Source organism: Brevibacillus sp. NPDC003359, assembly GCF_042878995.1.
Taxonomy (GTDB): domain Bacteria; phylum Bacillota; class Bacilli; order Brevibacillales; family Brevibacillaceae; genus Brevibacillus.
In genome coordinates this window covers 46,830-73,488 of record NZ_JBIAOR010000005.1, presented here as the reverse complement: position 1 = coordinate 73,488, position 26,659 = coordinate 46,830, and the positions used below count along the sequence as shown (strand labels likewise).

Genomic DNA, 26,659 nt, shown 5'->3' with positions numbered 1-26,659 from the left:
GGGATTCAATCATGGCGGTACGTGTAACGCAGAACATGTTAAATAGTAATATGCTACGGAATTTGCATAATTCCATGCGCACTATGGATAATCTGCAGCACCAGCTTTCATCTGGAAGCAAAATTGCCAAACCATCTGATGATCCGGTAGTGGCAGCACGGGGGATGTTTTATCGTTCCTCGTTGATGGAGAATGATCAGTATATAAGAAACGTTGACGAAGCACAATCCTGGATGGATATGACAGATAGTACGATGGATGAAGTCGGAAACGTTATGAAGCGGATCAAAGAGCTTCTTGTTTATTCCGGTGATGGTGCCATTTCACCCGCTGACCTGAACACAATGGCTTCAGAAGTTAAGGAATTGAAAACTCACTTAGGTACACTAGCCAATCAGCAAATTAATGGTAAGTATATCTTTGCTGGTACAGATACAAACATAGCTCCTTATGATCCCACTGCAAATGGGGGAAAAGGTGACTTCGTCAGTACAAACAGCTCTCCAATTAATTTGGAAGTGAGCCAGAATGTTTTTGTAACTTCAAACATTAACGCACAAAACTTATTTAACCATCCTGACAATGCGAACAATATGTTTAAGGTGTTAGATAATATTATTACTGAGTTAAGCAATGGTAGAAGTGCCTCGCAATTTATCACGGGAATTGATCAGCAGTTTGATAAATTATTGGCCGAGCGGGCTTCTCTTGGGGCAAGTGTAAACCGTGTCGAGCTTATTGAGGAACGTTTAAAAAGTCAGGACGTAAATATTACCGGCCTGATGTCAAAAAATGAAGATGCGGATATGGCGAAAGTCATGACAGAATTAAAAACACAGGAAAGTGTTCACAATGCAGCTTTAGGTTCTGGTGCCCGTATTATTCAGCCAACTTTGTTGGATTTCCTTCGCTAGGGAAAGATGAGGGTGAATAGCCGATGCAAATTCCCAAAATCCGAATGGAAAGCACGTTTGCTCAACTAGGATTAAACATAAATAAGCCTGTTCAAGAAATCAAGCAGCCAAAAGCAGAAATGAATTTGCGACAGACTCCTGCTACTCTTTCCATAGAACAAGCCCGTACGAAATTGCAGATCGATTCTAGTCAGGCCCGTGCTAATATTGGCATTATGACTTCGATGCAGTTTAGTGATAGTAGTGCTGCTTATGGCAAACAGAAGGCTATGCAGGCGATCGCAGAGAAAAGTCAAGAGGGCGATCGTCTCATGCGGATTTATACGAAGGAAAACGCAATTGCTGCAATTGGCCAAGAAAAAGGATTGCGTGTGCTGGAGGGAGGATATGCTCCCCCAGCGGCCTCGACAGATGATGGTGTAAATATAAGCGCGGAATTCAAACCGGTTGTTATAAATGTACAGCATAACGGGATGACTATGGATCCAGTATTACGATCACCTGAGTTGTCCTATACGCCGGGCAAGGTAGAGCCGTATATGATACAATATAATAGTCTGAAAATAGATGTGGTTGGCGGTCAACTGGATCAAACGATGTGAGTGAGGGGAAAACATGAACGCAAAGCAAGAGGTTGAAATGGGCAAGCTATTTTTCGAGGATGGCATTCCTGGGTTCTCCCATTTGCAATTTTTTCAATTGTTACAGGAAGAGGAAAGTCCTTTTTTTATCATTCAGTCTACGGAAGAGAAGGAAGTAGGCTTTTGGGTAATTGATCCTTTTTCCTTTTTCCCCGAGTACAAATTTGAGCTTTCAGATGTAGCCAAAAATGTCCTGCATGTAGACGAAGAATCCCAGTTAGGGGTGTTCTCCATTGTTACGCTTCGTGGAAACAATGAGGCAACAGTGAACCTAAAGGCCCCGATCGTGGTGAATCTGAGCAATCGTATGGGCAGACAAGTGATTCTGCAGGAAGATACATATTCCATTCGTCAGCCGTTGTTTAAACAACAAGCTGTCGATCAAAAGTAGGTGGTGTTTATATGCTGGTCCTTTCTCGAAAGAAAAACGAATCGATCATGATAGGAGACACCATCGAAATCAAGGTTATATCAGTTGATGGAGATCAGGTTAAAATAGGCATCGATGCACCGCGTAATTTGGAAGTGTATCGGAAAGAAATTTTTGATGCGATTCAGGAAGAAAATCGACTGGCGACGCAGAATCAGAGAGATTGGGTAGCGGTGAAGCAGTTTTTTCAAAACAATCATCATGAAAGTGATAAATAAGTTATAACACGATTAGAGTGACAAGATTATTTGCAAAAAGAGTTGTCGAATGTGTTTTCGACAACTCTTTTTTTCTAGTTTTTTAGGAATATCGCCATCCCGGCGATGGACGTGAATTCCTTTTTCTTTAGATAATCGAAGGCGAATTGAAGATACCTTGGGTTATGCTCGTTTGTTTTTGCTAAAGATTGAATCAACGTAAGTATATGATTCAAATTTAAATCGGATTTGTGGAAGCCAGCGATCCCGATCAAATGCATCTTGATCAAACTGTAATGAAGAGCTAGGATAACATAATTATCCATGAGGCTTAAGCTGTTTCCGTAGAAGGGGAAGAGGTTTTTATACATTTGATTAACTAGATAGTTTTCTAGAATGTAAAAATGATCTTCCATGAAAGGCTTATAGTACATATCGTGAGCATGTTGATATCGTGAGGCAATTGTTTCAATGTCATCCGTATCCGTATAATTTATTCCTGCCAAGAATGTTTCAAAGCTGTTAAGATAGCGACTGTTAGTTCCTCCTACATTAATACGAACATCGATTAGTTCTTTTAATAATCGAATTTGTGCAGATACCTCAATAGGAATTTGAGCTAGGGATTGCCGTAATGTGCCTGCTTCAATAAGCTTTCTGTAGTTTTCGATCAACTGAGGGGTTTCGGCTATATTTCCAGCTGAAACGAGGTCCTGTAAATTTTGATAAAACAACCCCATAATTAAAAGCCTATCCGTGATATCGTAATTTCGGTTTTGTATGAGACCAATAGAAAAAATACGCAAGTCCCAAAAGTAAGATATTATTTGTTTATTGGTATAGTTATTAGGTTCTAGCTGTGCAAAGAACTGATTTTTATGTTTTTTTTCCAGCTTTACTTCGAAAAATTCCATTGGATTTGGGTTAAGTAAAGCCAGTCTTGCTGCCTCAGGACAGGATAAGTTCGCTGACATTTCATAGTTGCGGTTTACTGTATTTGTTACACGAGGGTATGAAGCGCACGTTGTTGAGAGGTAATCTTCGCCTATTCTTAACTGGATCTCGCAAAGGTTCTCAACCGAGAGCATAGGACAGCTTTCACACTCAGTCATCGTCATTAATGCATAGTTGTTATCTGTTGAATCTTTCTTGTTTCTTGTTACAACTTTATCTAACTTTTTTGCGAGAGCAGGATCTTTTACTTTTTTATATTTTTTGTAGGTTGCTTTGTCTATGGTTACGCTCCATCCAGCGCAACAGGTATCTTCGCAGGAAGAACCAATGCATTGAAACTGATCCATATAGGAAGGGATGAGGATAATTGAGTTGGATTGAGGCATGTTGGAGTCCTCCTTTTATTCGCTGCTTTTATATAAATCGGTATTTCTAGTTATGTTCATAAGATTTCGAGAAAAAAACTAAAAAAGAGAGTAAAAAGTACTAAAACGAATCAAGGATACTTCCGATATAAATATTGTAAGGGCAAGCTGCAAGCGCGCGGTTGCAGTAAGCCCTACCTATTAACCAACAGTCACAGGGACGTGACTGTCAAACTCAAGGAGGAATTGTACATGATTATCCAACACAATATGTCTGCTATGAATACTCACCGTCAACTGGGTGTAAACGGTGGCAACCTGTCTAAAAACGTTGAGAAATTGTCTTCTGGCTACCGTATCAACCGTGCTGCTGACGATGCTGCTGGTCTCTCCATCTCTGAGCGTATGCGTGCACAAATCCGTGGTATGGAGCAAGCTTCCCGTAACTCCCAAGACGGTATTTCCCTGATCCAAGTAGCTGAGGGTGCACTGCAAACTGTGAACAACATGCTCGTTCGTATCAAAGAACTGGCTACACAATCCGCTAACGGAACTTACGATGACGGTGCTGACCGTGCTCGTCTGGATGAAGAGTTGAAAGAACTGACCAAAGAGGTTACTAACATTAAAGACAACACCAAGTTCAACGGAATTACTTTGTTGAATGGTTCTAAATCTGTTGATATCCAAATCGGTCAAGAAGCAGGTCAAAAATTGACTTTGGCAAAAGATAAATTCTCTATTGGTGCAGTTGATACTGCTATTAAGGCATGGGGACTGGACACTGCAGCTAAAGCTTCTACTGTACTGGGTAGCATTGACGCAGTAATTAACAAAGTATCTGCTGCTCGTTCTTACTTGGGTGCTAACCAAAACCGTTTGGAAAACACTATCAACAACCTGAACGTTACTTCTGAAAACCTGACTGCGGCTGAGTCCCGTATCCGCGATGTAGATATGGCGAAAGAGCAAATGGCGTTCACGAAGAACAATATCTTGACTCAAGCTTCCCAAGCTATGCTGGCTCAAGCTAACCAATTGCCACAAGGCGTTCTGCAACTTCTCCGTTAATCAAAGATTGAATAAAAAAAGCATGGAAATCCGTAAGGATGCCCATGCTTTTTTTAATTTCCATGTTTATCATATAAACGGGGGAAATTGATTAGCCGATACTAGTAATGAACAATACGGAGGTGCAAATCATGAAACTGATTGCGGCTGGACAAGAATATATCATAGAAAATAATTCTGTAATGATTGAAACGATTTTAAATATTGTTGATCAAGCGCTTAGAGATCATTCGCTGGTGTTTTGCGGATTTGAGGTCAATGGAGAAGAATTTTATGATGATTTAGCTCAACTCGTTGCAGATAGAGGAGAAACTATCGAAACAATTGTAGCGTTTCTCCTGACACAGGAACAATGGAGACGGGAGACATTGCATTCTGTAGAAGAGTATTTGCAAAACTCCTTGCCGTTAGTAGAGACTCTTTATCAAGATTTTTATGACGGTCCTTCCGAAAGTGCATGGAAGGATTTTGGTAAATTGATTGAGAGTATGGAATGGATTAGTAAGGTGGCCGAATATACAGATAGCAAGGCATTTTTGGACTGCCGGGAAGAGATTCGTAATCTTGAGCTAGCCGTATCTCAACAAGACGCTGGTCAAATCGGTGATATTATTCAATTTGAAATCATCCCTCGTTTTGAAAAGGCAATCGAAACATTATCGGCAATAGATGGAGGGAAGGCATTTGATATTAACTGAAAATATACAGTTACTGAAAACGTACTTTCCCCAAGTATGGCAGCAGATAACCGACAAAAAAGCCAATGACTCACTTGTACGTCTTGAGGAGACAAGGAAGCAGGTAAGTACAGTTGCAGTCCATGTTGAATCGGGGTGGAACTATATCCACAGTAAATATGATCCGTTAGGGGAAGCGGAGAGATTTGTCAGTTCGATTCAGGAACTTGACCCCAGTCAGCATGTTTTGTTTTATGGGGTTGGCTTAGGTTATCATATTCAAGAGTTAGTAAAGCTTCACCCTTCCCTTAGCTTTTCGATTTATGAACCAAATCATTCTATTCTCACAAAGTTTTTATCCGTTTTCGATTTAAACAAATGGCAACCGGGCAAACAATTAGTAAATATGATGACAGAAACCACTAGTGATGACTTGAAAGAAAATCTCCGCAAGTTCACTCATTTTTTGGATAAGGAAGTTAAGATTGTTATACTGAATAGCTATGATCGAATTTATCCAGAATCGACCCGAAAGTTTGTTGAAGTATTTCGGGAGTCCGTTTATGAAAATAAAGAAATCATCTCCACTCGTTTGATTTTTTCAAAAAGGGAAGCGGTCAATGGACTCGAGAATCTCCCTTACATGTTAGAGGCGCCAAACATTTTACATGGACATAATGAATTATTTAGAGATAAACCTGCGATTATTGTAGCAGCCGGTCCTTCTTTAAATGACGAATATGAAAATTTAAGAAAAATCAAGGAAGAGGGCTTAGCCTACATATTTTCAGTTGGTTCTGCCATTAACGCGCTAATTTCAAATGGAATTTATCCGGATGCAGCCTTTTCTTATGATGGTAGTGTAATGAATGCCAAGGTTTTTGAGAAAATCATTGATTCGAACATTACGGACGTCCCATTGATCTTTGGTTCGACGATTGGCTATGAGACCGTAGAAAAATATCCAGGTAAACTCATTCATTTTTTTGTTCGTCATGACTCTATTGTAGATTTGTTAATAAAGTCCAAACGCGAAGAACAACTGTTGACAGCGGAACGATTAAGGACCATTTCGAGCATTGCGATGAGCGTATTACATCAGATTGGGTGCTCACCCATTATTCTGGTGGGGCAAAATTTCGGATATCGAGGGGAAGATTATTATGCTTCCGGAATTTCCTACATTGATTCGAAGACGACTGAAGAGCAAAAAGAGACCGCTTCTTCAGTTAAGGATGTTTACGGGAACATGATATTGAGCAGTCGTGGCCATACAGAAATGAGATTGGAGATGGAGGAGTTTATTGCTTCTATTCAACCAATTACGATATGGAACGCAACAAAGGGTGGAGCCCACATTGATGGAACTACATTCATGTCGCTCGAGGACTTGATCTTCAACAAATTGAGAGGACATGGGGCCATTCATAAGGCATGGGTAGATAAACTGGAAAGTCTTGATATTGATGAAACCTACCTTAAACAGCAATACCGCAATCTAAATGAGTCATGTCAAGAGTTGGGGAAAATATTCAGACGTTTTGAAGAACTATTGGATGAGATGAGAGCATTAACTGCTACGAAAAATGTACTATTGCTGGAAAAGGCATTTAACAAATTTGATAAACTATTTGATCGGTTGCAGCAAAATCACTTTAATATATTCGTTATTCAAAGAATGAACAGTCTGGGATTCGCAATAGTCATGAAGTTGTTCGAGGAAGTACGGTATCACACGGAGCCTATTGATAAAGCAGAAAAAGTTGTGAATCAGTTTGCGAAGTACATGGAAAGCTGCTTGGATGATCTTGCCGCTATGAAAGAAGTTTTGAAAGAAACAAGTGACCGCATCTTCGCTGAGAAAAAATAGTTTTATAAGAATGGTGGTAGTTGTGATGAACCTTAAAGGGAAGAAAATATTGGTCACAGGCTCTGACGGATTTATCGGATCGCATTTAACAGAGCGGCTTGTTCAGGAAGGGCACGATGTGAGGGCGTTTGTCAACTATAATTCTTTCAACTCATGGGGATGGTTGGACCATTCTCCTCAGGAGATTGTATCCCAAGTAGAGATTTTCTCGGGTGATATTCGCGATCCTCACGGTGTTAAGAAAGCGATGGATAATTGCGATGTCGTTATGCATTTGGCTGCCCTGATCGCTATACCATACTCCTACCATTCACCTGATACATATGTAGATACCAATATAAAAGGTACCTTAAATATCATGCAGGCTGCGAGAGAGTTGGAGGTTGAAAAAGTTATTCATACCTCTACCAGTGAAGTATACGGCACAGCAAAGTTCGTTCCCATAACGGAAGAGCATCCACTTCAAGGACAATCACCATATTCAGCCAGTAAAATAGGTGCTGATCAGATGGCTTTGTCGTTCTATAGTTCATTCGGTCTTCCTGTTTCGATCATTCGTCCATTCAATACCTATGGTCCAAGACAATCTGCTCGTGCCGTGATTCCTACGATTATTACCCAAATAGCAGCTGGGCAAAAGACAATCAAACTGGGTTCCCTTCATCCAACACGGGACTTTAATTACGTAAAAGATACAGTCAGTGGTTTCATAACGATGGCGCAATCGGATCGTTCTGTTGGTGAAGTGATCAATATAGGCAGCAATTATGAGGTGTCGATTGGACAAACTGCTGAATTTATCGCTGAATTGATGGGACAAGACATTGAGATAGTGACAGAAGACAAACGCCTTCGTCCAGAAAAAAGTGAAGTAGAGCGTTTGTGGGCGGACAATTCGAAAGCAAAAGAATTACTTGGCTGGGAACCTGCTTATAGTGGGACAGAGGGATTTAAAAGAGGCCTGGCTGAAACAATTGAATGGTTTTTAAATCCGTCTCATTTAAGTCAGTACAAAGCGGGGATATACAATCTATGAAGACGACAGTCTCAGCTGAAAAAATCGTATCAATCTTAAACGAAGTTATTTCTCCTGACAAAGATTTTATTGCTTTGCATGAGCCGAATTTTCAAGGAAATGAATGGGCTTATGTAAAAGAATGTTTGGATACAGGATGGGTTTCGTCAGTTGGGAAATATGTGGATAAATTCGAGGAGATGCTCAAGGAGTTGACGGGTACAAAGCGTGCCGTTGCTGTTGTTAACGGTACGGCTGCCCTACACATATGTCTAAAACTCGTAGGGGTAGAGCAGGATGATGAGGTAATAATTCCCGCCTTGTCTTTTATTGCAACGGCCAATGCTGTTGCCTACTGTGGCGCCATTCCTCACTTTGTTGATAGCTCTGAAGAAACACTTGGCTTGGACCCGGTGAAGCTGGATGAGTACCTTCAGGAGATTGCAGTCATTCGTGACCATGCATGCTATAACCAGCAAACTGGCCGAAGAATAAAAGCAGTTGTACCTATGCATACGTTTGGGCATCCAGTTGATTTGGATAAATTAGTAGACATTTGCCAGAGATATCATTTAGAACTAGTTGAGGATGCAGCTGAATCATTAGGCTCGTATTATAAAGGACGCCATACCGGTAATTGGGGGCGAGTCTCTGCCCTAAGTTTTAATGGGAATAAAATCATGACAACGGGTGGCGGAGGAGCAATCATAACAAATGATGAGTCGTTGGGGCAATTGGCCAAGCACTTGACAACAACTGCGAAACAGCCACACGCATGGGAATTTGTCCACGACCAGATTGGTTATAATTATCGGATGCCAAATATCAATGCTGCTCTGGGGTGTGCTCAACTAGAGCAACTGCCTATTTTTCTAGCTCGAAAAAGAGCTTTGGCACATGTCTATCAAGATAGGTTCTCCGATGTGGAAGGAGTTTCTTTTATAACCGAGCCTAACTTCGGTACCAGCAACTATTGGCTCAATGCGATCCGTTTGAAGCAGGAATGGAGCCATCTGCGTGATGATATCTTGAGATTGACTAACGAGCATGGGTTGATGACGAGGCCAGTATGGCGTCTATTGAGCAGCCTTCCTATGTATGAGCAGGCACCTCGAATGGATCTGACTGTAGCTCTGAATTTGGAATCTAGTATCGTGAATATCCCAAGCAGCTCAAATTTGGGGGCAGCGTATGTCGAATCGTAAAATATGTGTCGTTACTGGAACACGAGCGGAATACGGCCTTCTCTATTGGTTAATGCGTGAGATTCAGGATGACCCGGATCTACATCTCCAAATAGTTGCTACGGGGATGCATTTGTCTCCTGAATTTGGGCTTACGTACAAGGTGATTGAGCAAGATGGCTTTGTTATAGATGAAAAAGTAGAAATGCTTCTCTCAAGTGACACTTCTGTGGGGGTTGCAACCTCCGTTGGATTGGGAGTGATCGGTTTTGTAGGGGCTTTTGAGAGACTCAAGCCGGATATCATTGTTGTTTTAGGAGATCGATTTGAAATTTTTGCTGCTGCTCAGGCAGCAATGGTAGCTCGTATTCCGCTTGCCCATTTACATGGTGGAGAAACCACAGAAGGTGTCATTGACGAAGCAATCAGGCATTCCGTGACCAAGATGTCTCATTTACACTTTGTTTCAACGGAAATATATAGACGTCGAGTCATTCAAATGGGAGAGCAACCTGACCGCGTATATACCGTCGGCGCAATTGGCCTGGATAATATTAGAAAGACGAATTTGAGGGATCGCAAATCTTTCGAGGAAGCGATGCAGCTTTCATTAAGAGATCCAAGTTTTCTTTTGACCTACCATCCCGTAACGTTGAACCAAGGCCAATCTCAGAAAGCGATGAATGAATTGTTTCATGCGCTCGATGAGTTTCCCAATGCGACGTGTATTTTTACAAAACCAAACGCAGACATGGAGGGGCGTCTTATTTCCAGAATGATCGATGAGTACGTTGAGAGACGTCCTTCCACATGCAAAGCCTTTGTGTCGCTTGGCCAACTGCGGTATTTAAGTGCCATACAACATGTTGATGTAGTAATTGGAAATTCCTCTAGCGGGATACTTGAAGTTCCGTATTTTAAAAAACCAACCGTCAATATGGGAGATCGGCAAAAGGGAAGAATACAAGCTTCCTCCGTTATTAATTGTATGGAGACAAAAGAATCGATTTGCGATGCGATAAAACAGGCGCTCTCTCCAGAATTTAGAAGAGATATTACATTTATGAACTCCCCCTATGGAGAAGGAGAAGTATCTGGCAAGATAAAGGGGTTTCTTAAAGAAGTAAATCTGTCATCATTACTAAATAAAGGATTTTATGATCTTTCTTTGGAGGTGTAGTCATGTTCAGAACATTTATCATCGCAGAAGCAGGAGTCAATCATAATGGGTCATTGGACATGGCGAAGGAATTAGTTTATCGGGCCGTAGAAGCAGGAGCCGATGCGGTGAAGTTCCAGACATTTAAGGCTGAACATATTATCAGTAGGCATGCACAAAAAGCTGATTATCAGAAGAAAAGAACAGATAATGAAGAGACTCAGCTCGAGATGGTTAAAAAGCTGGAATTGAGTCGAGAGATGCATGAAGAACTGGTCCGCTGCTGCCGAAATAATAATATTAAATTCCTGTCCACCCCGTTTGATGTAGGTAGTGTAGATTTACTTGCTCATGATATCCAGGTTGACCAGTTAAAAATTCCTTCAGGTGAAATTACTAACGCTCCCTTACTATTAAAGATCGCTCAGTCAAATCTCCCTGTATTCCTGTCGACAGGGATGTCAAACTTAGGCGAAATTGAGCAAGCATTGGCTGTCCTTTCCTATGGTTATGTTGCGGATAATCAAACGCCTTCTCTTTCTAGGTTTATGGAGGTTTATTCAAGTGAGGAAGGACAACAAGTGTTGCGGGAAAAAGTTACGCTTCTTCATTGTACAACAGAGTACCCCGCGCCTTTTGAGGACGTAAATTTAAGAGCGATGGATACACTAGCAGCTGCATTTGGATTATGTGTAGGATTTTCGGATCATACGCGTGGCATCTCTGTTCCAATTGCGGCTGTAGCCCGTGGAGCCAGGGTTATCGAAAAGCATTTTACTCTTGATAGATCTTTACCTGGTCCCGATCACATGGCGTCCTTGGAGCCGGATGAATTAAAGCAGATGATTGATTCTATTCGCCAAGTTGAAATGGCTTTAGGGAAGCCTATTAAGCTTGCTACTCCAGTGGAACAAAAAAACAAATCTGTTGCACGTAAAAGCTTGGTCGCTGGAAAAACAATTAAGAAAGGTGACCAGTTTACAACAGAAAATGTAACCTCCAAACGCCCAGGGACAGGAATTTCACCCATGTTGTACTGGGAGTGGATCGGGAAAGTAGCCGAACGAGATTACGAAGAAGATGACGTGATACAATTATGATGCCAATAATCGTATTGGGCGGCGGCGGTCATGCCAAGGTTGTTATAGAGATTTTAAAATTTCAGGATGTGGAAGTAATAGGTTTTACAGATCCTCAACCTAAGTCCATGATTCTTGGTATCCCTTGGATTGGGAACGATCGGATGGTAGAAAATTACTCTCCGTCGAATGTGCTGTTGGTAAATGGATTAGGATCTGTTGGGGACAACACGCGAAAACGAGAGGCTTTTCTTTTCTGGAAAGAGAAAGGCTTTTCCTTTTCCAAGGTTATTCATCCATCCGCAATTGTTTCACCTCATGCGGTACTGGAAGAGGGAGTGCAGGTCATGGCAGGAGCAGTTATCCAGCCTGATACACATATTGACAGCAATTCAATTATCAATACGCGAGCTGTCATTGAACACGACACAAGGATAGGTAGGCACGTACATATCGCTCCCGGAGTGGTATTATCAGGAAGTGTCACGGTGGAAGATGATGTACATATAGGCACGAGTGCTGCTGTTATTCAAGGAATGACGATTGGCAGAAACAGTTTGGTAGGAGCAGGTGCCGTCGTTGTAAAACATGTACAAGCTGATACAAAAGTCTCGGGAGTTCCCGCAAGAGAAATGTAGGCATAAGTTCCAAGAAAGGTGTGATGAATAATGGACTGGAGAGAGCTGCTAGTATCACCACAAATGCCTATTCTTCATACTTTGGAAATTATCGACAAAAGTGCTAGGCAGATAGCGCTGGTGGCAGATGAAAACGATAGGTTGCTAGGGACAGTAACTGATGGTGATATACGCAGGGGCTTGCTAAAAGGAAGAGCTCTGCAAGACCCGATTTCTCTCATTATGAATTCATTTCCAACAGTGGTTTCTCCTTACGAAACACGTGAGAACATTTTGGCACTTATGAAGATCAAAAAGATTCATCAAATTCCTATTGTAGATGAAGATGGAAAAATTGTTCATGTAGAAGTTTTAAATGAATTATTGCGTCCAACAAAGAAAGACAACTGGGTAGTTTTGATGGCAGGAGGGTTAGGAACAAGGCTCCATCCGCTCACACATGACTGTCCGAAGCCATTGCTCCCAGTAGGGAATAAGCCATTGCTGGAAACCATTCTGCAAAGTTTTATCGATCAAGGCTTTCATCGCTTTTACATATCAGTGAAATATAAAGCAGAGATGATTCAAGAGCATTTTGGAGATGGTTCAAATTGGGGTATCTCTATCCAATATTTGCAGGAAAAAGAATCATTGGGTACAGCCGGGGCACTCAGCTTGTTACCGGAAAAACCAAGTGAACCGTTTTTTGTCATGAATGGGGATCTATTAACCAAGGTGAATTTTGAACAGCTGCTTGATTTTCATAAAACGTATCAAGCTCGAGCGACGATGTGTGTCAGGGAATATGACCATCAAATTCCTTATGGTGTAGTCAGGTTGGACCAATATCGGCTTACTTCTATTGAAGAAAAACCGACTCAGCGCTTCTTTGTCAACGCGGGTATTTACGTACTAAGCCCAGACGCAGTTGAGAATATACCGCATAACCAATACTTCGACATGCCGAGCTTGTTTGATCATCTAGTGAAGAATCAACAGCAAACGATTGCATTTCCAATCCGGGAGTATTGGCTGGATATTGGGAGAATGGCTGACTTTGAGAGAGCAAATATGGAGTTTGCGGAGGTCTTTGGATGATCAACGATAGCAAAGTGCTTGCCATTATACCTGCACGTGGTGGATCCAAAGGTGTTCCTAGGAAAAACATTCGAGAGTTATCGGGCAAACCGTTGATCGCTTGGACGATAGAAGAGGCGAAAAAATCATTATACATTGATCGAGTGATTGTCTCGACAGATGATGAAGAAATTGCAGAAGTTGCAAGGGAATGGGGATGCGAGGTTCCCTTCTTAAGACCATCGCAGTTCGCACAAGACCATACTCCAGGCATAGACCCTGTCCTCCATGCTATGGAAATGCTTCCCGGTTATGACTATGCGATGTTGCTTCAACCAACTTCACCACTGCGAATAGCAGAGGACATTGATGCGTGTCTTGAGCATTGTGTAAAACAAGGAGCAAACGCTTGCGTATCTGTTTCCCTTACAGATAAATCCCCGTACTGGATGTACCATCTTTCAGAAACAAATGGACTCCAGCCCGTTCTTCAATCGGAGCAGCCTGTATTAAGACGGCAAGATGCACCTGATGTTTATGTACTTAACGGTGCTGTATATGTTGCAAGGTCAACATGGTTGCAGCAAACTCGTACATATTTACAAGCAGAGACGATAGGATTTGAAATGCCAAAAGAACGTTCATTTGATATTGACACACCATTTGATTTTACTTTTGCTGAAATCATCATGAACGAAATAATGACGCGATAAACTAAGTAAACTGTCCTAGGTTTTTTTCCGATACTTATGGTAAAGGGAACCATTAGGGGAGGTAAGGTTGTGAGTATCCAAGGGAGTAACATGGCTGGTAACGGAAAAATGCCATATGTAGAGAAGGTTGCAGGGGGAACTGGAAACCAACTTGGAGTGCAACAGAATGAAACAAAGACCCTTTCTGATACAGAGAAGCAGTTTTCTAAGGGTGATATGGAACGGCAAGTAGAGAGTTTGAACAAGTTTATGCAATCCAGCACAACCCATCTCAAATTCACATTACATGAGCAGTTAAATGAGTACTATGTTCAAGTTGTAAGTGACATCGATAATACAGTCGTGCGTGAAATTCCTTCAAAAAAAATGATGGATATGGTTGCGAAAATGCACGAAATGATCGGGTTACTAGTTGATGAGAAACGATAGGAGGTAAAAGTTATGGGTATACGTTTAAGTGGTATGGCATCCGGAATGGATACGGAGAAAATGATTAAGGATTTAATGAAAGCACAGCGTGAGCCAGTTAATCGATTACAGCGAAATAAGTATTCTGTTGAGTGGAAACGGGATGCTTATCGTGATATGAATTCCCTTTTTGCTGATTTGCAAAATACAATGAAGAATCTCAGGATGTCAAGCACTTTCAGCAAAAAAGCGGTTGCATCAGATAATGACAGTATTGCTTCGGCAAAGGTGGTTGGGACTCCTTCGTTACCTTCTTATACGGTTGAAGTAGAATCATTGGCTAAAGCTAGCACACCTGCAAGAGCTGAGTTTTTGACAACCGTTACTGACCCTAAAGCAGCAGTTGGGGGCCCTGACTTTACATTAACAATTAAGAAAGATACAAATGGAGATGGCACAATGGAAGAGGTGCCTCTTACTTTTGCAGGTGCTACTGACTCTATTGAAAGTATTGTGAACAAAATAAATAGCTCAAAATCAGGAGTGAAAGCGAGTTTTTTCGATAAAAAGCTCGTTTTAACAGCTGAAGATGGGAAGGATTTTGATGTAGTCAGTACAAATAACAGCTTGAACTTAGATGCTAACAAAACCTATACATCAGGAACTGCAGGTGTCCCAGCAAAATTCAAAATTAATGGTGTGGAGTATACATCTGCAACAAACACATTTAAATATGACGGTATTGATTTTACACTAAAACAGACAAATGTGAATGCAGCCATTACGGTTAGTTCCAAAACAGACGAAGATTCAATATTTAACACAGTTAAAGATTTTGTAGACAAGTATAATGCCATTATTGAGACAATCAATAAGAAAATATCAGAGCCTAAATATAAGGGGTATCAACCGTTACTAGACGAAGAAAAAGATGCCTTACCAGAAAAAACGGCTGAAAAAATGGAAACAATGGCGCGCAGTGGAATTCTTTTGCGTGATCCAATTCTGTCAAGCGGTTTAAATGAACTTAGACGAGCTCTCAGCACACCTGTACAAATAGCTGCGGACAAATCATTATCACTCTCTCAGATGGGAATTACGGGCCCACCAAGTGGGAAGAGTGCTTATCAGGAAAATGGAAAACTGTATATTAATGAGACAAAACTGCGTGAATCAATCCGAAATAACGGTGAAGATGTCTTGAAACTGTTTACAAACTTTAGCAGTGCAGGAACCACTTCTGACAAATACAAAGAAAGTGGTGTAGCTGAGCGGCTATATAGTGAACTGAGTAAGGTGATGGACAAGGTAACCAAAGAGGCAGGATCCGTTAGCAGCGGTTATGATGACAGTAGCCTGGGTAAAAAACTTAAACAAACATCTGAAGAAATAGATCGCTGGGAAGATCGCCTAAAGCTAATCGAAGATCGCTACTGGAAGCAATTCTCTGCTATGGAGAAAGCAATGTCCAAAAGCCAGTCCCAAGGCTCTTGGTTCGCACAAATGTTAGGGCAACGATAATAGGGAGTGATGCAGATGTTACAAAATGCTGCTCAGACATACCAATCTAATCAGGTAACGACCGCTACTCCTGCTGATTTGACATTGATGTTATACAATGGGGCACTTAAGTTTATTAAACAAGCCAAAGGCGCAATCGAGGATAAGGATGTAGCAAAAGCACACGAAGCATCTCTCAAAGTGCAAAATATTTTATATGAGCTGATGTCTACCTTGAATAGCGATTATACGATCTCTAAAGACTTCATTAAGCTCTATGAATATATGCTCCACCGTACGATTGAAGCAAATATGCGTAAAGATATAGAGATTCTGAGTGAAGTGGAAAGCTTATTCCTCCAGTTCCGCGACACATGGAAAGAGGCCATGCAGCTCGCGAAATCACAAGGGTAAGGAGCAAATGATGGAAAAGACAATTGAGGAGCTCTTGGAACGTTTGCTTAGAGAGACCCTTCGTTTGGAAGAGATCGTGATGCAGGATGACTCGGAGCCAGAAGAGTGGTTGACTATTTTGGATGAGAGGGAAAAGCTCATTGAATTGCTGCAAGAAAAAGGGCTGGAGGATAGGCTAACAGATTCCAATCGTCAACTACTCTCGCAAGTGTTTGCCATCAATCAAAGACTGTTTCCACTGATAGAGGGACACAAGCAAGAGATCCAACAAAAATTGAACAATGTTCAACGTAGCAGGATGGTTACGAATTCTTATCAGGATGCAGGACCCAATGGCTACGGAGCGTTTTTTGACCGAAAAAAATAGGAACAAGTTGAAAAGGATGGCACGGACAGTATCTTTAAAAAGGAGTCTATGCTGTTAGCGAATGGTATGAGGCGTGAATTGGTTAATGGTGATGTTACTCAACCTTTAAAGAAGTAACTGGAGTAGTAAAGTATCTCGTAATACAAAAACAAACGTGTATTGAGGACGACAGGTATTACCTTTATACACGTTTGTTTTATAAAAGCGGTGTCTGTAGAATAATTGATGTCAAAAGAGTAGATCAAGGCTTCCTTTTCGAAAAGATTTTCTTTCTCTCCACCAACGAGTCAAGGGCTTGCTTCGCCTTAAGCCCTTGACTCTGTTGTCTTCGTAAAAGATTATTGAGTTATTTGTATAGTAAGGGAATACCGGAACTGTAATCGAAAAGATAGTTACGAGTTTTCGTTTGTAAATGAATAGGATTTAACTGTAACTCATCAGATTTTTCAAAGGACTTATTTTTCATCACATAATCAAATAGAGCTAGAAAATCTGCGTCCAAACCATGATTTGTTGATTGAAAGGTGATCCCGTCAAGCTTTTCTTCAGAAATTTCATGGTATGTACAATTCTTCAGTGATTTGCAAAACTGCTGTTTTTTAATATGACTAATTATATTGTCAGTAGTACCATGGAAAGATTGTATCTCACAGAAATTATTAAACTTCTTATAAAGAGTAGGTAAGTGAAGAATTTCTGGATCGTAATCAATTGTAGAAGCTGTGTATTTGAAAGAAATGTCTAATAGCATGTTACCTATTTTATGGCGTAAACGGCGCTCGTTATTCAAGTAAGCGGGGAATAGCCATGATGAATTATCGATTAATAGATTAAAAAGATTAGGCGCAAGTGCATTACATAAATAGCCTAGATAGGCGCCATGAGAGTGGCCATAAATAATCGTTTTTTTAGGGTTAAACTTTAAGTTATTATCTTTAAGAATTTGGATGACGTAGCAAATGGCGGTAATGTTATCCAGGGCTTGCATTATTCCCATATCATTAAAACTTTCCTTACTTTCGTTTAGTTTTTCATATGCAGACACTCCGATATGATATTTGCTTGCTATGTCTAAGAATAGCGATGGATTAAAACCCTCATTATAGATGGTTTTAATCTCATCCGGAGTAAACACCGGTTCCATATCTTGCGGAGTAAGGTTAAATTGTAGTGATTGATAGCTTTGCATGAACTCTTGGCCAAAATAATCACATTGTACTGTAACAAGGTTATATTGATCTGCAAACACTCTCCGCATTTTCTTATAGACATTCGAATTAGCATTACCACCAAATCCTGCTATAAAAAGCAATAAACCAGTTTCTGCATTTACTCCAGCCTCTGGTTCGGAAAAATAGAAATTATACGTTCTTTCACTATAATCGTTGTAGATGTTAGGGTGTGCAGACCAATTCACCTGGTAATCCTTTGCCAAAATGAACACTCCTATTTTTAAATATAAAGAAAGACCGGAATAACCCGGTCTTCAGGCTTAAGCTTTAATATCCAAAACCTTCCCCAACACGGGATGACTTGCCTGAGCCGCTTGAACATTTTGCTGCGTCTTAGCAAAACCCTCCAACATGATGGAAGCTTGCGCTTGCGCAGTCTCCTGCACTTGCTTCGTCAAACTAATAGTAACAGCTTGTTTTAATTGTACGGCATTCACAGATGATCACCTCTTTGCTAGAATTACTTTCTTTATCATTATCGACATTTTCTATACCAAGCTTCACTATAACCATGACTCTATTCTCTCATCTTTTTTCCACCATCTGCTATACTTTAAGAACATCTTGTTGAAAAACTAGGAAGGTGAATCACTTTTGTCCACAAAACGCCGCTCACTCGTCTTAATCGGAGCCGTCCTCCTCATCTTCATACACGCGGTCTACCTAAACGGAACCTTATCGGATCTCCTCAACATAACCGCCATCGAGCTGGTCGCGCTCTCCGTAGTCATGTCCTATGCAGTTAAACGCAAGCATCTCGACTTGAAAAAAATCTGGCGCCTCCTTATCCACGGCCGGCAAAGCAACGTCGAAGAGACGATCAAGCGCTTCTACTATTATGCGCTCGTTCTGAAGGAACAGGGCTACATCGCGCTCGAAAAGGAGCTGCAACAAGAACCCGATTCGTTTGTCCAACGCGGCAGCTTACTGGCGATCGAGGGAGTTCCCGAAGAAGAGCTGCGCCTGATCCTGGAGAACGAGCTCAAGGGCGAGCAGTATCGTTACCAACAGTCGGCTGGGTTCTTTCGTCTCATTAGCTTGCTGGCGCCTGGGATGGGGCTGGTCGGTACGCTCTTAGGGATGACGGGGGTACTGAAGTCGCTCTCCGACATGGCACTGACAGGCCACAGCCTGAGCGCAGCGGTCGTAGCGACGCTGTATGGCGCGCTCTTGGCGAACCTGTTCGCGCTGCCATGCTACTACCGTCTGATGGATCTGTACGACCGGGAAATGTTTGAAAAGCGTCTCTTCGTCGAAGGTTGCGTTGGCTTGCAGCGCATGGAGACGCCACGCTTGTTGTTTGAAAAGCTGAACTCATTCTTGCCAGGTGACCAGAAGCTGGTGCTGATTAAAGAAGCAGGCAGCATGAAGGGCACGATTGAAAGGCAGGACCGCTATGCATGACGAACGGTTATACGATGAAAAAGAGCTAGAGAAAAGCTGGCTGCTTAGCTACAGTGACCTGATTACGCTGTTGTTCGTGATCGTGATTATTATCGCGGCAATGCAGACGAAGAGCATTCAGTCACAAAAGGAAGAGGTCCAAAAGGAAAAAGCGAGCTTGGAGCAGGTGCATGAGAGTCTCGACCTGCTCAACCTGCAAAAGTTGGAGCTGCAGCGAGAGCTCTACCAATTGGAGGCTCGTCAGAAGGAGCTCAAGGGCAAAAAAGAAGAAGAAGGCTCCGAAGACACCGTAAATGTGCCGAAGCCGCCAATGGGCATGTCTGACTCGAGTGAGCGCGATATGGAGACGGTGCGTAACCAGCTATCCTCTGCATTGGCCGAGCTGAATCTGGACTATGAGGAGACCGAAGAAGGCTTGCGTATCCGTTTGCCGGAAACGATCTTGTTTACGAGTGGTTCGGCAGACCTACAGGCCCAAGGAAAGCAAGTCGTCGGGACGGTAGCAGGCGTTTTGAAGCGCTTTGAGCACAAGGTGCGAATCGAGGGCTATACAGATGATGTGCCGATATCGCGCAGTTCCTACCAATCCAACTGGGAACTATCCTCGGCGCGCTCGATCTCTGTGATGCGTGAAATGGTGGATGCTCATACCTTACCAGCGTCTCGCTTTACAGTGGCTGGCTTGGGCGAATACAAACCGCTTGTGGACAACTCCAACGCGGAGAACCGTGCGAAGAACCGCCGGGTGGAAATCGTGATTTTAGGGGAAAAATAACAATTCATATTTTTCAGATAAAAGCAGGATTTTTATATACAGGATAGAAGTATATCCAGTGTATATGAATCCTGTTTTTTGCTGCTATTCGCACTAATACTCCCAATTCGCTCCCCTTACTTTCGTACCAAAGTGGCAGAATATACAGGAAAATAGTTATACCCAGCTTGTGCACAAGGTCATGTGGATAATGTGGATAACTCTGTGGAGAACGCAAAAAATCCGTGATTTTCATGTGGACATTGCTGGGGACAAAATGGGCAGATAGAGAGACACAAGGGGGATTTCGAAATGCGTATCGGGACAAATTGGTTCAAATCGCTCGCGTTGGTCGTCGGTGTGGGGGTACTCCTCGCAGGCTGTGGATCGGGTGGTCAGCAAACGTCTGGCAGTGGCGGTACGGGCGACAAGGTGTACGTAGTCGGTACAGATGCAGCATACCCACCGTTCCAAATGCTTGAGGCTGACAAAATTAGTGGCCACGACATCGATGTAATGAACGCGATCGCGGAAGCTGGTGGATTCAAAATCGAGTGGAAAAACACCGGATGGGACCCACTGTTTGATGGACTGGACAAAGGGACGGTTGATATCGGGATCTCGTCTATCACGATCACGGAGAAGCGCAAGGAGAAATACGATTTTTCGGACTCATACTTTGAAGCGAACCAACTCATTCTGGTAGCGGAAGATTCCCCAGTGACGAAGCTGGCTGATTTGAAAGGCAAGAAGATCGGGGTGCAAGCTGCGACCACGGGTGAGGAAGTGGTCAAAAAAGCGTTTGGAGATACGTACGAAGGCCTGAAAGGCTATGATGACATGCCATCCTCCGTCGATGACTTCTTTAATGGTCGAGTAGATGCAGTGATTGGCGACAATGGCGTTTTGTCCTACTACGTGAACAAAGTAAAAGATAAGAAGTTTAAGCTGATTAAAGATGATTCCTTTGAAAAAGAATTTTACGGAATTATCGTGAAAAAAGGCAACACCGATGCGATGAACAAAATCAACGACGGATTGAAAAAGATAAAAGAAAATGGAAAGCTGCAGGAAATTTACACCCAGTACTTTGGCAATAAGTAGGCAGCAAAATGGCCGGGTGCGTCCTTATGACGTAGCCGGCGTTTGTTCGCAACTTGGCTTGTTGACATGAAGAAGGGAGGACTAGCCATTGGACTGGAGTGTCATCTACGACTATCGTGAACTGTTTATCCGAGGCATTATTAATACGATCTTACTAACCGCAGTGGCTACGGTTTGCGGAACATTTTTGGGATTGTTCATGAGCTTGGGGAAAATGTCGTCTAAGCGAATCTTACGATGGACCTGTTCGATTTACGTCGAGCTATTCCGGGGAACGCCGATGTTGGTCCAAATTTTGCTGATTCACTTTGCGGTGATCCCATCTATTTGGGGTATTCTGTATCCGGGAGCGAGTAGTCCGGAAGCGATTTATTCAGGTTTCGTCGCACTCTCACTTAATGCGGCAGCCTACATGGCAGAAATCTTTCGGGCAGGGATTCAATCGATCGATCCGGGCCAAATGGAAGCAGCACGATCACTTGGCATGAACAAGGGTCTTGCGATGCGCCAAATTATACTTCCGCAAGCATTTACACGAATGCTGCCTGCGATCGGAAATGAGTTTATTGCTCTTTTGAAAGATTCATCCCTTCTGGCAGTGATCGCGACACCGGAATTAAACTACGCAGCCATGAACGTGGCGAAAAGTACATTTGAGCGCTACCCCCCGTATTTGACGGAAGCGGCAGTTTACCTGGTACTTACGTTGTTCTTGTCCCGTGTAGTCGTGAGAGGACTTGAGAAAAAATACTCCACACGGTAATGAGCGTGTGGAATGAATCGCCTGAACGTCGTGAAGTTATACACGAAACAATAGCAAATCCCCCTGCTTCCTTAGATAGGACAGGGGGATTCGTTTTTTCAACGTGTTTAACTGATCATTCTTTGAATGCGTAGGGAACGCTGCAGTCTCAGGTCTATAAAATCATTACCTCTACGAACGAGAGGGCGCATAGGCTCATCGGTATGAATCATAATGATTTCGACGTGGTCGCCATTGCTCAAAAGCGCATGGGAACCGATATAAAGTAAGATAATGTAATGGATAAAACGAGATACAATCATCGGATTTAATTTGCCTGAACAAGCTAACTCCCACAGAACATTCGCGGCCTCAAAGGGAGAGGTTCCCTTCCGATATACGCGATCTGCGCATATCGCATCAAATACGTCTGCGACACTGATGATTTGGCATTCAAAAGGAATGTCATCTTTTTTTCGTCCGAGCGGATATCCACTTCCATCCCAGCGTTCGTGGTGCATGAGAGCGCATTGTGCCAGCAAATGGTCGGCATCGTCCATGGTGCGCAGGAGCTCGTAGCCGTATACGGTATGCTTTTTCATAATCGTATACTCTTCGTTTGTCAAACGCTCTGGCTTGGACAGCAGCTCGTCGGGAATTTTCATCTTGCCGATGTCATGGAGAAGGCCTGCTAGTCCCAAAAAATGGACATCACGTTGCGGCAATCCCATGATTTTTCCGATTAAGGCAGCCACGATTCCTACATGAAGAGAGTGGCGATACGTATAACTTTCTGTTCCCTCATTCAAATAAATGAAACGCAGAAATCTCATGTGATGAAGAACTTGATCGAGCATGGGATGAACTGCGTTGCTAAATTGATGAAGTTGGGGGGTATCCCCATTTGCGAACTGTTTAAATAAATACTCGGTTTTTTGTACGGCCACCATATAGGCCTTTGCAGCCTCTGTCTCACTCCAATGAAGGAGAGGAAAAGGCATTTCGGGAGCTTCCGAGTCAGTAGTAACGTGAACGGCTTTCACCTGGTGAGCCTCTAGCAGTCGTATATCACTTAGATGAAGGATTGCACCAGCGGGTAATAAAAGCAGGCCGTACTCGTTGTAGACGTCTTGAGCGAGCGTTGTTCCGATTAGTGAATGGGAAGGTTTTACCTCGGCCATGAGGATTCCTCCAGTGCGATGTACGACCGCGATATAGGATTGGATGACTACCTCTCCTATTATAGCATAGGGAATCTAGTAAGTATTGGTAAAAAAATGTCGGATATTGATGGATTGTAAAAGATTTGCAAAGATTTTTTTAAGCTGAATAGAAGGATTATTTACAGAGGTGGCGAATAAGTATGTATAGACGGAAGGAGGTTGGAACCATGAAATTTAACATTCGTGGAGAAAACATTCAAGTCACCGCTGCGCTTAGAGAATATGTCGAAAAGAAAGTCGGCCGTCTGGAAAAATATTTTGAAACTCCACAGCCTACAGAAGTACAAGTCACCATGCATGTACATCGCGGAGAGGGCACGATCGAGGTAACTATCCCACTGAGTGGGGTCATTATCCGAGCGGAGGAAACGCACGAAGATATGTATGCTGCTATCGATCTGGTAGTAGAAAAGCTGGAACGTCAGATTCGCAAACACAAAACGAAGCTGATGCGGAAGCTTCGGGTTGATTCGACAGGAAGAATCGCACAGCGTGAGAGTCAGCCAGTAGCAGTCATGATCCCGGATGTGGATGAGGAGGATATCGACATCGATATCGTTCGAACCAAACGCTTCGATCTGAAGCCGATGGATGCACAGGAAGCGGTCATGCAGATGGATATGCTGGGACACAGCTTCTTCGTTTTCCAAAACAGTGACACCAATGACGTCAGTGTGGTGTATCGCCGCAATGATGGGCGTTACGGATTGATTGAACCAAAATAACGAAACTTTACAGATTCTCATTCGTATAAGACTAGGGAGTTGCTATTGGCAACTCCCTTTACTTGTGTAGTGGATGCTCTATTTGATAAAATATCTTTTTAGAAAGTATTATTTTCGTAGAATCGGTATCCTTTTTTATTATTTGGACTCATGCCGGCTTGTGCAATTTTGTTTGGCAGCATATGGAAGGGGTGTCCTCATGTTAGGACTCGTTAAAAAGATATTCGGCGATAGCAATGAACGTGAAGTAAAGAAAATGTTTAAGCGTGTAGAAAGTATCAACGCGCTGGAAGCAACGACTAAGGCACTCTCCGATGAACAACTGCGGGAGAAGACTGCTGAGTTTAAGGCGCGCTTGGCAAGTGGAGAAGAACTGGACAAAATTTTGAATGAAGCGTTTGCCGTTGTACGTGAAGCATCGATTCGTGTACTGGGCATGCGTCACTTCGACGTCCAGATGATTGGTGGTATGGTTCTTCAGGAAGGCCGTATCTCCGAGATGAAGACGGGTGAAGGTAAAACCCTGGTTGCGACACTGGCGACATACTTGAATGCTTTGATGGGAAAAGGCGTTCACGTCGTTACCGTGAACGAATACTTGGCTGAGCGTGACTCAACCATCATGGGTAAGCTGTATAACTTCCTCGGACTGACAGTCGGTTTGAACAAGAATGGACTGAGCCCTGAAGAAAAACGCGAAGCATACGCGTGTGACATTACGTACGGTACAAACAATGAGTTTGGTTTCGATTACTTGCGTGACAATATGGTCTTGTACAAGGAACAAATGGTGCAACGTCCGCTCTTCTTCGCTATCATCGACGAAGTGGACAGCATTTTGATTGACGAAGCACGTACGCCGTTGATCATCTCCGGCTCTGCTAACAAATCGACAGAGCTGTACTACATCTGCTCGCATTTTGTAAAGCGTCTGGAAGCAGAAAAAGATTTCACCATCGATGAGAAGTTGAAAATCGTCAACCTTTCAGATGAAGGTGTGAGCAAGGTCGAACAGGCATTCAACATCGACAACCTGTACGATACGGCACATATCACCTTGAACCACCACATTACAGCGGCGTTGAAGGCACAAGTATTGTTCAAGCTCGATGTCGATTATGTGGTGCAGGAAGGCGAAGTAGTGATCGTTGACGAGTTTACCGGCCGTTTGATGGTTGGACGCCGTTACAGCGATGGCTTGCATCAAGCGATTGAAGCCAAAGAAGGTCTGCGTGTCCAAAGCGAGAGCATGACACTGGCGACCATTACCTTGCAAAACTACTTCCGTATGTACCAGAAGCTGGCGGGTATGACAGGTACAGCGAAGACGGAAGAAGAAGAATTCAAGAAGATTTATGGTCTCGATGTCGTGGTTATTCCAACGAATAAGCCTGTACAGCGTATCGATTCACCAGACCTTGTTTTCAAAACAGAGGCAGCGAAATATCGTGCGGTTGTAAACGACATTGTCGAGCGTCACAAAAAGGGCCAACCGATCCTGGTAGGTACCATCTCCATCGAAAACTCGGAGCGCTTGTCCCAAATGCTGAAGCAAAAGGGCGTACCGCATAACGTATTGAACGCGAAGCAGCATGAGCGCGAGGCGGAAATCGTTGCGCGTGCAGGTGTGTACGGAGCGGTTACCATTGCGACAAACATGGCGGGTCGCGGTACGGACATTCAGCTTGGCGAAGGTGTTTCGGATCTGGGCGGTCTTCATATTATCGGTACAGAACGTCACGAGAGCCGTCGGATTGACAATCAGCTGCGCGGTCGTGCTGGTCGTCAGGGGGACCCAGGTTCATCCCAGTTCTTCCTCTCGATGCAAGATGAGCTGATGCGTCGTTTCGGTGCGGACAATATCATGAATATGATGGATCGTTTGGGTATGGAAGAGGATATGCCGATCGAGAGCCGACTGGTTACTCGTGCGGTAGAATCTGCGCAGAAGCGTGTAGAGGGATCGAACTTCGATGCACGTAAAGGCGTTCTCCAATATGACGACGTGATGAATCAGCAGCGTCTGGTTGTCTACAAACAACGTAAAGACATCCTAGAACAGGAAAATCTCAGCGATATTGCTGTGAATATGATCTACGCAGTGTTGGAGCGTGCAGTGTCTCTGCATTGTCCAAAAGAAGAGGTACCAGAGGATTGGGATCTGCAAGCATTGGCCGATGCTGCCAATAATGGATTCCTCCATGAAGAAACGATTACGGCAAAAATGCTGAAAGGCATGGAAGCAGAAGAAATTCTCGAACTGTTGAAAGCCGAAGTCGACAAGCAGTACAAACTGCGTGAAGAGGAAATCGGCGAATCGATTCGCGAGTTTGAAAAAGTCGTCATTCTGCGTGCTGTCGACAGCAAGTGGATGGATCACATCGATGCGATGGATCAATTGCGTCAAGGTATTCACCTGCGCGCCTACGCACAAAACGACCCGCTTCGTGAGTACCAGTTCGAAGGATATGAAATGTATCAAGGCATGCTGGCTGCTGTTCAGGAAGAAGTCGCTATGTATATCATGAAGGCCGAAGTCAGTCAAAACCTGGAGCGTCAGGATGTCATTCGCGGTCAAGGAATCGATCCTGAAAACTTGCAAACCTCCGGACCATCTGATCTTCCAGATCCTGAGACCTCCGGTGATGCTGATCCGAAAAATCGTGCACAGCGTCGCGCTCAGGAGCAGGGACGCAAACGCCAAAATAAGAAACAATAAGCAATGACAGAACATTCTTCTCGTATCGGCAAATTCGGTACGAGGGGAATGTTTTTTTCTTGCCCATTCCTAATGCCTTGACAGTATTCGTCCTCATCTATTCT

General features: G+C 43.1%; 28 protein-coding genes. 24 read left to right on the top strand and 4 right to left on the bottom strand.

The genetic code is table 11. The annotated features are described in order from the left end of the window. Positions 1-11 precede the first annotated feature (11 nt). The 4 genes from flgL to csrA are packed head-to-tail and all read left to right on the top strand — an operon-like array spanning position 12 to position 2,203. On the top strand, positions 12-914 hold the full coding sequence (gene flgL, locus ACFYU8_RS16075; protein ID WP_390300684.1) for a flagellar hook-associated protein FlgL: 903 nt from the start codon (positions 12-14) through the stop codon (positions 912-914). A 23-nt stretch (positions 915-937) separates the two neighbouring features. Then, a complete protein-coding gene (locus ACFYU8_RS16070) occupies positions 938-1,516 on the top strand; it encodes a DUF6470 family protein (protein WP_390300682.1) in 579 nt (192 codons plus the stop codon). 13 nt (positions 1,517-1,529) lie between these two features. Further along, positions 1,530-1,946 (top strand): flagellar assembly protein FliW, encoded by a 417-nt coding sequence (gene fliW / locus ACFYU8_RS16065; RefSeq protein WP_390300680.1) that lies wholly within the window; start codon positions 1,530-1,532, stop codon positions 1,944-1,946. A gap of 11 nt (positions 1,947-1,957) precedes the next feature. Next, positions 1,958-2,203 carry a carbon storage regulator CsrA gene (gene csrA, locus ACFYU8_RS16060; protein WP_390300678.1) on the top strand — a complete coding sequence of 82 codons (246 nt, stop codon included), beginning with the start codon at positions 1,958-1,960 and terminating at the stop codon, positions 2,201-2,203. 74 nt (positions 2,204-2,277) lie between these two features. On the opposite strand, the gene fliB is transcribed toward csrA, so the two are convergent. Continuing rightward, positions 2,278-3,522: a flagellin lysine-N-methylase gene (fliB, locus tag ACFYU8_RS16055; RefSeq protein ID WP_390300676.1), complete on the bottom strand. Its 1,245-nt coding sequence runs from the start codon at positions 3,520-3,522 to the stop codon at positions 2,278-2,280. A gap of 231 nt (positions 3,523-3,753) precedes the next feature. Between fliB and ACFYU8_RS16050 the strand changes: the two genes are divergently transcribed. The 14 genes from ACFYU8_RS16050 (at position 3,754) to ACFYU8_RS15985 (ending at position 16,652) form a co-directional block, all read left to right on the top strand. Then, positions 3,754-4,572 (top strand): flagellin N-terminal helical domain-containing protein, encoded by an 819-nt coding sequence (locus ACFYU8_RS16050; RefSeq protein WP_390300674.1) that lies wholly within the window; start codon positions 3,754-3,756, stop codon positions 4,570-4,572. 131 nt (positions 4,573-4,703) lie between these two features. Further along, positions 4,704-5,270 carry a hypothetical protein gene (locus tag ACFYU8_RS16045; RefSeq protein ID WP_390300672.1) on the top strand — a complete coding sequence of 189 codons (567 nt, stop codon included), beginning with the start codon at positions 4,704-4,706 and terminating at the stop codon, positions 5,268-5,270. Continuing rightward, complete coding sequence (locus tag ACFYU8_RS16040) at positions 5,257-7,119, top strand: motility associated factor glycosyltransferase family protein (RefSeq protein WP_390300670.1); 1,863 nt, start codon at positions 5,257-5,259, stop codon at positions 7,117-7,119. Before ACFYU8_RS16045 ends, ACFYU8_RS16040 begins: the two co-directional genes overlap by 14 nt. 25 nt (positions 7,120-7,144) lie before the next feature. Continuing rightward, a complete protein-coding gene (locus ACFYU8_RS16035) occupies positions 7,145-8,155 on the top strand; it encodes an NAD-dependent 4,6-dehydratase LegB (protein WP_390300668.1) in 1,011 nt (336 codons plus the stop codon). Then, on the top strand, positions 8,152-9,339 hold the full coding sequence (locus ACFYU8_RS16030) for a LegC family aminotransferase (protein WP_390300666.1): 1,188 nt from the start codon (positions 8,152-8,154) through the stop codon (positions 9,337-9,339). Before ACFYU8_RS16035 ends, ACFYU8_RS16030 begins: the two co-directional genes overlap by 4 nt. Next, positions 9,326-10,498, top strand: coding sequence for a UDP-N-acetylglucosamine 2-epimerase (neuC, locus tag ACFYU8_RS16025; protein ID WP_390300664.1), 1,173 nt, complete (start codon positions 9,326-9,328; stop codon positions 10,496-10,498). Before ACFYU8_RS16030 ends, neuC begins: the two co-directional genes overlap by 14 nt. A gap of 2 nt (positions 10,499-10,500) precedes the next feature. After that, on the top strand, positions 10,501-11,577 hold the full coding sequence (gene neuB, locus ACFYU8_RS16020; RefSeq protein ID WP_390300662.1) for an N-acetylneuraminate synthase: 1,077 nt from the start codon (positions 10,501-10,503) through the stop codon (positions 11,575-11,577). Further along, positions 11,574-12,194, top strand: coding sequence for an acetyltransferase (locus ACFYU8_RS16015; protein ID WP_390300660.1), 621 nt, complete (start codon positions 11,574-11,576; stop codon positions 12,192-12,194). The genes neuB and ACFYU8_RS16015 overlap by 4 nt, the downstream gene beginning before the upstream one ends. 30 nt (positions 12,195-12,224) lie before the next feature. Continuing rightward, positions 12,225-13,271 carry a nucleotidyltransferase family protein gene (locus ACFYU8_RS16010; RefSeq protein WP_390300658.1) on the top strand — a complete coding sequence of 349 codons (1,047 nt, stop codon included), beginning with the start codon at positions 12,225-12,227 and terminating at the stop codon, positions 13,269-13,271. Further along, the gene (locus ACFYU8_RS16005; protein WP_390300656.1) at positions 13,268-13,963 is read left to right on the top strand and encodes an acylneuraminate cytidylyltransferase family protein; all 696 of its coding nucleotides are present in this window, start codon (positions 13,268-13,270) and stop codon (positions 13,961-13,963) included. Before ACFYU8_RS16010 ends, ACFYU8_RS16005 begins: the two co-directional genes overlap by 4 nt. A gap of 69 nt (positions 13,964-14,032) precedes the next feature. Next, positions 14,033-14,392, top strand: coding sequence for a flagellar protein FlaG (gene flaG, locus ACFYU8_RS16000; protein ID WP_016742353.1), 360 nt, complete (start codon positions 14,033-14,035; stop codon positions 14,390-14,392). A gap of 12 nt (positions 14,393-14,404) precedes the next feature. Then, positions 14,405-15,892 (top strand): flagellar filament capping protein FliD, encoded by a 1,488-nt coding sequence (gene fliD / locus ACFYU8_RS15995; protein ID WP_390300653.1) that lies wholly within the window; start codon positions 14,405-14,407, stop codon positions 15,890-15,892. Positions 15,893-15,907: 15 nt separating this feature from the next. Beyond that, the gene (gene fliS / locus ACFYU8_RS15990) at positions 15,908-16,285 is read left to right on the top strand and encodes a flagellar export chaperone FliS (RefSeq protein ID WP_087341645.1); all 378 of its coding nucleotides are present in this window, start codon (positions 15,908-15,910) and stop codon (positions 16,283-16,285) included. Positions 16,286-16,292: 7 nt separating this feature from the next. Then, entirely contained in the window at positions 16,293-16,652 is a 360-nt protein-coding gene (locus ACFYU8_RS15985) for a flagellar protein FliT (protein WP_390300650.1), read from the top strand. A gap of 346 nt (positions 16,653-16,998) precedes the next feature. Here ACFYU8_RS15985 and ACFYU8_RS15980 read toward each other — a convergent pair whose 3' ends face one another. Next, positions 16,999-18,096, bottom strand: coding sequence for a DUF2920 family protein (locus ACFYU8_RS15980; protein WP_390300648.1), 1,098 nt, complete (start codon positions 18,094-18,096; stop codon positions 16,999-17,001). A gap of 48 nt (positions 18,097-18,144) precedes the next feature. After that, positions 18,145-18,321 (bottom strand): putative motility protein, encoded by a 177-nt coding sequence (locus ACFYU8_RS15975; RefSeq protein ID WP_390300646.1) that lies wholly within the window; start codon positions 18,319-18,321, stop codon positions 18,145-18,147. 157 nt (positions 18,322-18,478) lie between these two features. Here ACFYU8_RS15975 and ACFYU8_RS15970 point away from each other — a divergent pair, with 157 nt between their 5' ends. From ACFYU8_RS15970 to ACFYU8_RS15955, 4 genes are all read left to right on the top strand, one after another. Continuing rightward, positions 18,479-19,288 (top strand): motility protein A, encoded by an 810-nt coding sequence (locus ACFYU8_RS15970; protein ID WP_390300644.1) that lies wholly within the window; start codon positions 18,479-18,481, stop codon positions 19,286-19,288. After that, positions 19,281-20,063, top strand: coding sequence for an OmpA family protein (locus ACFYU8_RS15965; RefSeq protein WP_390300642.1), 783 nt, complete (start codon positions 19,281-19,283; stop codon positions 20,061-20,063). Before ACFYU8_RS15970 ends, ACFYU8_RS15965 begins: the two co-directional genes overlap by 8 nt. A gap of 291 nt (positions 20,064-20,354) precedes the next feature. Continuing rightward, positions 20,355-21,146, top strand: a complete 792-nt coding sequence (locus tag ACFYU8_RS15960) for a basic amino acid ABC transporter substrate-binding protein (protein ID WP_390300640.1) — start codon at positions 20,355-20,357, stop codon at positions 21,144-21,146. 88 nt (positions 21,147-21,234) lie between these two features. Next, positions 21,235-21,909 (top strand): amino acid ABC transporter permease, encoded by a 675-nt coding sequence (locus tag ACFYU8_RS15955; protein WP_390300638.1) that lies wholly within the window; start codon positions 21,235-21,237, stop codon positions 21,907-21,909. A gap of 107 nt (positions 21,910-22,016) precedes the next feature. Here the strand turns inward: ACFYU8_RS15955 and ACFYU8_RS15950 are convergent, their stop codons facing one another. Next, positions 22,017-23,069, bottom strand: coding sequence for an HD-GYP domain-containing protein (locus ACFYU8_RS15950; protein ID WP_390300636.1), 1,053 nt, complete (start codon positions 23,067-23,069; stop codon positions 22,017-22,019). A 209-nt stretch (positions 23,070-23,278) separates the two neighbouring features. Here ACFYU8_RS15950 and hpf point away from each other — a divergent pair, with 209 nt between their 5' ends. Further along, entirely contained in the window at positions 23,279-23,836 is a 558-nt protein-coding gene (hpf, locus tag ACFYU8_RS15945) for a ribosome hibernation-promoting factor, HPF/YfiA family (RefSeq protein WP_015893536.1), read from the top strand. Positions 23,837-24,035: 199 nt separating this feature from the next. Continuing rightward, on the top strand, positions 24,036-26,555 hold the full coding sequence (secA, locus tag ACFYU8_RS15940; protein WP_390300633.1) for a preprotein translocase subunit SecA: 2,520 nt from the start codon (positions 24,036-24,038) through the stop codon (positions 26,553-26,555). The last annotated feature ends 104 nt before the right edge of the window (positions 26,556-26,659 follow it).